The 7,605-nt window shown below is 34.1% G+C and carries 8 protein-coding genes; 5 read left to right on the top strand and 3 right to left on the bottom strand.

What is annotated here, in order from left to right:
- Positions 1 to 614, top strand: a 614-nt coding sequence (locus tag H1P_RS36690; protein ID WP_186376206.1) for a hypothetical protein, incomplete at its 5' end; no start/stop codon positions are given.
- 23 nt (positions 615 to 637) lie between these two features.
- On the opposite strand, the gene H1P_RS28970 is transcribed toward H1P_RS36690, so the two are convergent.
- The gene (locus tag H1P_RS28970; RefSeq protein WP_144874278.1) at positions 638 to 1,870 is read right to left on the bottom strand and encodes a hypothetical protein; all 1,233 of its coding nucleotides are present in this window, start codon (positions 1,868 to 1,870) and stop codon (positions 638 to 640) included.
- A 470-nt stretch (positions 1,871 to 2,340) separates the two neighbouring features.
- A complete protein-coding gene (locus H1P_RS28975) occupies positions 2,341 to 2,700 on the bottom strand; it encodes a HesB/IscA family protein (RefSeq protein ID WP_144874280.1) in 360 nt (119 codons plus the stop codon).
- Between the two features lie 244 nt (positions 2,701 to 2,944).
- Between H1P_RS28975 and H1P_RS38605 the strand changes: the two genes are divergently transcribed.
- The gene (locus tag H1P_RS38605) at positions 2,945 to 3,166 is read left to right on the top strand and encodes a YciI family protein (RefSeq protein WP_342799623.1); all 222 of its coding nucleotides are present in this window, start codon (positions 2,945 to 2,947) and stop codon (positions 3,164 to 3,166) included.
- A gap of 56 nt (positions 3,167 to 3,222) precedes the next feature.
- Here H1P_RS38605 and H1P_RS28985 read toward each other — a convergent pair whose 3' ends face one another.
- Positions 3,223 to 4,476, bottom strand: coding sequence for a DNA cytosine methyltransferase (locus H1P_RS28985; protein WP_144874282.1), 1,254 nt, complete (start codon positions 4,474 to 4,476; stop codon positions 3,223 to 3,225).
- Between the two features lie 196 nt (positions 4,477 to 4,672).
- Between H1P_RS28985 and H1P_RS28990 the strand changes: the two genes are divergently transcribed.
- The 3 genes from H1P_RS28990 to H1P_RS29000 all read left to right on the top strand — a co-directional run.
- Positions 4,673 to 5,272, top strand: a complete 600-nt coding sequence (locus H1P_RS28990; protein ID WP_144874284.1) for a hypothetical protein — start codon at positions 4,673 to 4,675, stop codon at positions 5,270 to 5,272.
- A gap of 2 nt (positions 5,273 to 5,274) precedes the next feature.
- Positions 5,275 to 6,078: a hypothetical protein gene (locus H1P_RS28995; protein ID WP_144874286.1), complete on the top strand. Its 804-nt coding sequence runs from the start codon at positions 5,275 to 5,277 to the stop codon at positions 6,076 to 6,078.
- Between the two features lie 40 nt (positions 6,079 to 6,118).
- Positions 6,119 to 7,605, top strand: a 1,487-nt coding sequence (locus tag H1P_RS29000; RefSeq protein ID WP_144874288.1) for an ammonium transporter, incomplete at its 3' end; no start/stop codon positions are given.

Here is a 7,605-nt window from a genome sequence, read left to right on the forward strand (position 1 = left end):
AATTGTCACAGCAGCCAATATTAAATCCTGGTGCTGCTCAATTAAACTATACTAACGGAGTCAGTATTGCTGCTCAACCACGCACTATCACCTTTAGCGAAGCTCTTAGCAATAAAAAATTAGAAGATATTTTAATTTCTGAAGTTGCACTTAAGTATATTGAAAAACTTCCCCTCGCAGATTATTTAGGAATGAGTTTGAGTCCGAAAATGTTAGTTCCTTTTCCTCAAAACCCAGAAGCAGTTCGTAAATATATTACAGGAAGATTGTTAGGTTCGGGATCGTGGAAAACTATTGGTAAAGCACCAATACAAGCTGGAATTAACTTGATGTATCTTTTAGATAATTGCCAATTAACTATCAATATTTCAGAAGCAAGACTACAGCAGGCACAAAAAGCTTCTATGGCTGCTATTCTATTTTCAGGTAATTTTAATTACAACATTAGTCAAGATATCCCTGAAGAAGCCAGAATCAATCAGTTAAAACAGGCATTAAGTTTTTGGCAATCTGATATGGTAAATTTTCGTGACATTGTAATTAATAAATTTTTAACTGCTCCCGAACCAGTAGACACTTTTCAGGGAGGAGGAAGTGTTTTTCCCACTTTGTAGCAGTTGTTAATTAATCGATCTGGTTAACTGATTTCGTTGGTGAGAGATAAAATACGATTAAAAATTTCTGCTACCAGTTCTGCACTAAGATCTTTTCTGGATAAAATAGCCTGTTTGACACGAATACTTCGGTCTTGGGATAATTTTAGAAGAATATTTCTAGGGGTCGCTGTATTTTTAGCAACACTTTCACGGATACTAGAATGAAAATCATTGGCTAACTTTGCCAAAATTGTTACAGGGGTAGCTATATTTTGAGCAATTTCTCGTCTAACTTCTGGCTGTTTATCTTCTGCCAAAGACTCCATAAGATAGACTGGAAGATGAGTGTTTTTAGCTAGCTTTTTACGAACATAATAACGGCTATCTTGAGCTAATTTTTCTAAAATTGCTATAGGTACTCCTGGTTTATTATCAATAGCTTGAATAATCTGTATTGCGCTTTCAGGAACATGAGGATGATTAGTAATCTCATCAAGAAGTCCTCGATCTTCTCGTGTTAAAAAAATTAAATTTTGATCGTATTGGTCATATTCTCCTGCTAGATACTCTAGTAACAATTGTATTTTTAATAAAAGAGCTTTAGACAAAGAAATATTAGGGTTTTTAGCTACTTCTAGAACTACTTTTTTATGGTTATCGTTCATAAGTTTTTCTAAGACGGAAACAGAAGTATTAGGGTGTTGAGCTACTTTTTTGCGCACTAAAGTACGGTGATGGTGACTTAACTGTTCTAATATATGAGGTGGTGTGTTAGGGTTAATTGCAACCCCTGTATGAACTAAATCTCCGTCTTCTGCTACGGAAAATTCATCTCTTTCAGGAAACCAAGTAGCTAGTTTTTCTAACACAGAAATAGGAGTATTAATATTATTAGCAACAGCCCAACAAATTTCGCGATCTCTATACTTTTTGGTGGCTGCTAATTTAGTCAAAACTTCTCCAGATGTGGTGCTACTTCTAGCAAGAGATAATCTGATAAAATAACTATGCGGATTTTCTATTAATAGCAAGCCAAAAATTGGATTGTCAGTGATTACATCGGGAAATTCTTGCCCTAATTTCTGTAAAGTTGTAGGGGAAGTATTGGGATTACTGGCAACTAATGAGCGCACATCTGGCTCAGAATCATTACTTAATACTTCTAAAACATAATCCGCAGTATCATCAGCAGTAGCCAGCTTTTTTCGAGTTTCTAAATCTGCATTACTATAATCGGTCATTACATAACAAAACTGAGTTAATGAATAAACCAATTATAATCTTTGATTTTTTCTGAGGCTAGTAGAATAAACTGGCTTTCAAGAAAACTGCAACAGTAGTTTGTTAATTTTTAATTGATGGATTAATATTAATGAGGCGAAGCACCAGATCGAGGCATGATGATTGCTATGGCTTCAGAAAACTCGAATATTTTTGGACGAAAAACTCAACTTAACAGGTATAGGTGGGCAATGCCCACCTTACCACTGTGGTTTCTCTGTGTAAGTTCTGACTCAATCGCTGAATTACGACTAATGTGAATTAGCTTGATCAATGTTGATATTTTTCGCTACTCTTTAGCTTTAAGCTTTTTGCTCGGCATTGGAGTAAACAAATGATTTGAGTCACAACTCACCCATTCGATTCTCACAAATTAAAAAACTCTCAAGATGCTGATACCTAATAGCTAATAGCTTTTAAGAAAATATTTACGTCTATTGCAATTCACATCAAAGGTGAATTACTAAACGCCGAAAGATTTACCACAACCGCAAGTTTGAGCAGCATTGGGGTTAGTAAAATCAAATCCACCACCAATCATGGCATTATTGTAATCTAGTACTAAGCCGTAAAGATACAACAGGCTTTTAGGATCGCATATGATTTTAAAACCATCGTAATTAAATATTTGATCGTCTTCACGGGCATTATTGATATCTTCAAAGTCCATCATGTAGGACATTCCCGAACAGCCTCCCTGACGCACTCCTACTCTTAAGCACAAGTCTTTATTTCCTTGCTGTTCCCGCAACATCATAATATGCTTATAAGCTGTTGGGGTGAGTTGAATTCCTTTTGTGGGGGTTTGAGTTGCTTCTGTCATTGAGTTTGGTAACTCCTTAATAGTGTTTTAGTCTTGGGTTATTTTTGAATAGAGTCTATGATGTCTAACTCTGCTATAAAATTTTCTTTGTCTCTATAATAGCGCGTTCTGCTGAGCAGGTTAATTTTTAAGAAAGATATATTTTACTCAAAAACAATATAGATTAGTCTATTTTGATATTATTGATTTTTTTTCAATTATGCCTACTTTTGTCAAAATAGAAACAGGAATTGTCGATTAAAAAATATTTGATCGATATGTTCCAGATCATAAAAAATATGTAAGGGATTTAATTACTAAAGGTCATAATGCTCGTACTGGTTATTGGAGAGAATATGGCGGAGGAATGTTATTATTTGAAGCTGATTCTTTAGAAGAGGCAAAAAATATTGTTGCTAACGATCCTTTAATTAAAAATAATTGTGTTGTTTACAAGCTTCATGAATGGGTGATTATTGAATGTTAGTGGTTATTGGTTATTTATTAGTTATGAGTTATTTATGATTGTTACCTTGCTATTTGCTACTTATTTTGCTTTCTCTTAGGAATTACTTCACTATCAACCTGCCAAAAATTAGCTGCTTGCTCCATTTTATAGCTTAACAAAGCACTATCTATGGGCTGTAGTTTTTTGATTTCTAAAGAAGATAAATCCACATCAAGATGGTTAATAATTTCTGTTCCTAAATGCTTAGCTAATAGAGGAATAACTGCATTTCCAATCTCGCGAAAACCATGCCATATAGTGCGATGAAATTGAAACCAATCAGGAAAGGTATGCAGTCTGGCAGCTTCTCTAATACTAATGCAACGAGGTAATTGATAATGGATTGGTCTAGGTGCTGTGTGCGCTCCTCTATTTCTGGATGTTCCTGCTCTTAAAGTGTTAGATAATCCATCAGGTGCAAGTTTAAAAAAGTGACTAATTTTTTCTTTTTTCCCTGGAATTGTCGCTGCAAAACGTTTAATAGATGTCTCTGTATGCTTTGAACCTAGATGTCCCCAAACAAGATTGGTTCTTGCTCTTTGATGACACAAAGCATAAACGCCTTTTGGTTGAGTAGCAAAACTTTTTCGAGATTGAGAGTAATTTAATTTACTATTTTCTACACCATAGTCTTGACCAATAAAAACGGGAATTTTACTTAAGTCATCAATAGCGACGCGAACAGATTTAAACACTGCTGATTGATTAGTGTTTAAATTAGTATAATCGGGATATTTTAATGGGAGAACATCATGGCGATAGCCTAAAATAATTAATCTTTTCCTTTTTTGAGGCGCGCCATATAAAGATGCATCTAAAACTTGAATCGGTTGTATTACTGAGTAACCATAATTATCAAATTGTTTAACGAATTCTTGGAGTAAAGGTTGATACTTATTTGTTTTCATTCCTGGGACATTTTCCAAAATGAAATACTTGGGTTTGATTTCTGATACTATGCGTACATATTCAAAAATTAGTTGATTTCGAGGATCGTCTACTTGTCTTTTTCCCATAGTGGAAAAGCCTTGACAGGGTGGTCCTCCAGCAATGAGATCGATTCTGCTCCCGAAACCTTGATTTTTGACCGCTTCTAATAATTCCTGGCTAGATAGTTGAGCAATATCTTGGCAAATTGTCGCTCCATAAGGAAAGTTGTAGTGATGTATTAGAGAATGTATCGGATCGATTTCTACTGATGCTACAATGTCAAAACCCGCAGCTTCCAAGCCTAATGACATTCCACCACAACCTGAAAACAAATCAATAGCAAGAGGACGCTCGCTCAAGGTTTTTCCTCACTTAATCTTTGTTGCGTCATCTATGATAGCTTTCTTTGGTAGTAAAATTGTTTTGATCTTAAAGGAAGTACTATTATTTTTTCTCTAAGTACTTGACTATTAGACAGGTGTCATGTTAATAGATTGGGGTATTGTTCGTCAGTTAACAACAATTGCTACAGAATAAAAAACACCAAATTTATAGATGTCATACGAACTAGAGCAATTAAATACTTCGGTAGTCGAAAACGAGTTAAAATATATCGATTATCAAGATAGGTTAGTAAACTGGGTTTTATCAGGCTACCAAGACGAAACACAATTTTTACCCCTTAAGAAATTACAAGATATTTTAGAGATAATTGACCGACAGGTTCTGGAAAATAATGAAAATTTATTTTTAATTAAAAGTGTTTTAAAAATTTTTAAAACCAAATTAAATCTGAACTCCGAACAAGAACAAAATTTGAGCGTAATTATGCTAGATTTTGTCGAAAAAGTGCAAAAAAAGCAAATTAAAAAAATTAAAAATCCTCATGCGGTCGCCGGTCAATTATTATTGTTAGCTCAAGGTAAAACAAAGGTAATTAATACTATTTTGAGAACTATTTTACAAAACGAAACCTTCATTACTAGCAACTATGTAAAAAATTTAACTCTTTGGCTAGCATCCGAACAGCGAGATAAATCGCAACTATTAACGGGAAAAGATTTAGAGTTAGCTTTAATCAACTCTCATTCTCGTTTAACAGAAATCGAAAACAAGTTTTTAGTCCGTAGTTTAGTCTTTAATTTGCGGGGTTGATAATGGTTTGGACAAAAGAAGAACAAGAATTAATTGCTATTTTAGACAGCTTCCTAGAAAACTGTTCTCAATCAGATAAATTTAAATATAGTAATTATCATCGCTTTTTACAGCAAATACTATCGGTGACAAATGGAGAAATAGCTGCAACCAGACAATATTGTGAGCAAATTTTGGGGTTTCATAAAAAGAAAAATAAACCACAAGAAGAAAACAAAATTTCAACAAGTATTTCAATACCTCAAAAATGGCGATCGCGAAAATCCCAAGCCTCCCCTAACCAATTAATTTCTCATTCTTCGCCGTTAAAAAAATCTCGACAACCAAAGTTCAAATCTAGCTGGACAGTATTATTTCTCATATCTACTATTGTTACTGTCTTTTTTGCTGCTCAAAAGTCTCCAAACATAGTATCGTTTAACAAAATTTCTAATCTGGCTACTCTTTGTCCTGTTAGTTTAATTGAAACCGCTCAAACAGGAATCAAAAATCATGATAAACTACTCTTGGGAAAAGCGATCGCTGATATTCAACAGTTACGAAAAAAACAAGCAGATCGATTAGGAATTGAATGCGAACAAGCATTATCAGAAGCTCAATTTATTTATGCGATCAACTTTATAGCATCTCAGGGTCAGAGCAAACAAGCTGTAACTTATCTTTGTGAAATATCTCCTAAATACTATCAAAATCAACCAGTAATTCCTTGGTTTACTAGATGGTCGAATAGCAATCAAGAATTTAAACAGTGGCTAACACAATATAAAACCAATAATAACTGTCCTGTTGCTTCCTATTTAGAATAAATTTTTTAACTTAAATTACCTAATTAATGTTTTTCAGTTAATGCCACACCCATATCACAAAAAAATTACCTCTTTTTTCCAGAAACCCCAATTAATTAAGTATAAATATTGCTATTTATTTTCTTTGTCCTTAATTTTTGTGTTTTGGAATCATCCTGTTTTAGCCCAAAGCACCAGCATAATAGATTATAAATCTAGTGCTTTACAAACTTTTTGGCTACTCATTTCTGGTATTTTGGTATTTTCAATGAATGCTGGCTTTGCTATGCTCGAAGCAGGTTTTTCTCCTAGAAAAAACTTTACTAATATTCTGGCAAAAAATTTAATAGTTTTTTGTATATCCACTCTTGCTTTTTGGGCATTTGGCTTTAGTTTAATGTTTAGCAATAGTGATAATTCTCTCATCGGTGGAATTCAAGGTTTCTTCTTTTACACGCCTTTTTCCAACGAAACTGAAACCTTTCCTCGCTACTATAGTAAAATAGCAGAATTATGGTCGGGGCGATCTTTTGCTGCACTATTTTTCTTTGAATTAGTATTAGCCGGCACAACAGCTAGTATTATTTCAGGAGCAGTAGCAGAAAGAATTAAATTTCGCGCTTTCGTACTTTTTAGCTTTATTTTGGTAGCATTTATTTATCCCTTTGTTGGTCATTGGGTATGGAGCGATCGCGGTTTATTAAACAACACTGATTTCTTGAATTTTCAAGACTTTGCTGGTGCGACAGTAGTGCATTCTGTGGGAGGTGCAGCAGCATTATCAGGAGCATTACTATTAGGAACAAGATTAGACTACGAGCAACGAGAGCAACCAGAACATAAGCCAAATAATCTTGGTTTTTGCGCTTTAGGTTGTTTTATTTTATGGATTGGTTGGTTCGGCTTTAATGGTGGTTCGGCACACAATTTAGAAAATGTTCCACACATTTTTGTTACTACTATGATGTCTTCAGCTTCAGGCGGAATTGCCGTTCTTTTTTTTGTAATTTGGTTTGATGGACAAAGAAAATTAGATACAATTATTAACGGTATTTTAGGTGGTTTAGTAGGAATTACTGCTGCTTGTGCTTATGTCGAATTACGTTGGTCTATTTTGATTGGGATTATTAGTGGTTTACTCGTTCTTTTCGGAGAATATATCCTTAAACTCTGTCAAATAGACGATCCTGTCAGTGCAATACCCGTTCATTTATTTTGTGGTTTTTGGGGAACTCTTGCCGTCGGACTATTCTGCGATTTAAGTGGCAAATATTCTCCTGAATATATCTATAAATACCCTTGGGTAACTCAAACTTTTTATCAGTTTTTAGGGTGGTTAATGGTAGTTACTACTACTTTTTTACTTAGTAGTATTTCCTGGCTGTTAATCGGTAATTTTTTGTATTGGAGAGAACAAATGTCCAATACACAAATAAACTCAAACATGAGACTTTCACTAAAAATAATCACCAAAAACTTTATCAATATTGGCTGTCGGGGTATTAGAGTTTCACCAGAGCTAGAAAGAATAGGAAGTGATGATTTTTT

It is taken from the genome of Hyella patelloides LEGE 07179 (genome assembly GCF_900659865.1).
GTDB lineage: Bacteria > Cyanobacteriota > Cyanobacteriia > Cyanobacteriales > Xenococcaceae > Hyella > Hyella patelloides.